The organism is Vibrio sp. 10N.222.49.C9, assembly GCF_041474985.1.
Taxonomy (GTDB): Bacteria; Pseudomonadota; Gammaproteobacteria; order Enterobacterales; family Vibrionaceae; genus Vibrio; species Vibrio crassostreae_C.
Window position 1 is genome coordinate 1 of record NZ_JBFRVD010000371.1, and the last position, 344, is coordinate 344.

The 344-nt window shown below is 50.9% G+C and carries 1 protein-coding gene; it reads left to right on the forward strand.

The window, feature by feature from the left end; genetic code table 11:
- Nucleotides 1-344, forward strand: a 344-nt coding sequence (locus tag AB4585_RS23550) for an FtsX-like permease family protein (protein WP_372171193.1), incomplete at both ends; no start/stop codon positions are given.

Here is a 344-nt window from a genome sequence, read left to right on the forward strand (position 1 = left end):
AGACATATTTAGCCGAACATTCGCTGTGACCAGCGCACTCAATGCGGTGACTTTGATGATTGCCGTGATTGGTCTGTTCAGTGCGTGTTATATGTTGCTTGATGCGCGCAAGGCAGCCATTGCTCGGCTTTACGCGCTAGGGGTTAGACGCCGAAATCTGATGGCTATGATGATAGGACAGATAGGCGCGCTAGTGGCATTTACGCTCGTTATTGCACTGCCGCTGGGAGCAATTGTTGGCTACGTGCTAACGGACATTGTCACCCTGCGCGCCTTTGGTTGGAGCCTAACCTATCTATGGTCTTGGGTAGATGCTATGACAGTGTGCGTTATCACCCTTTTAG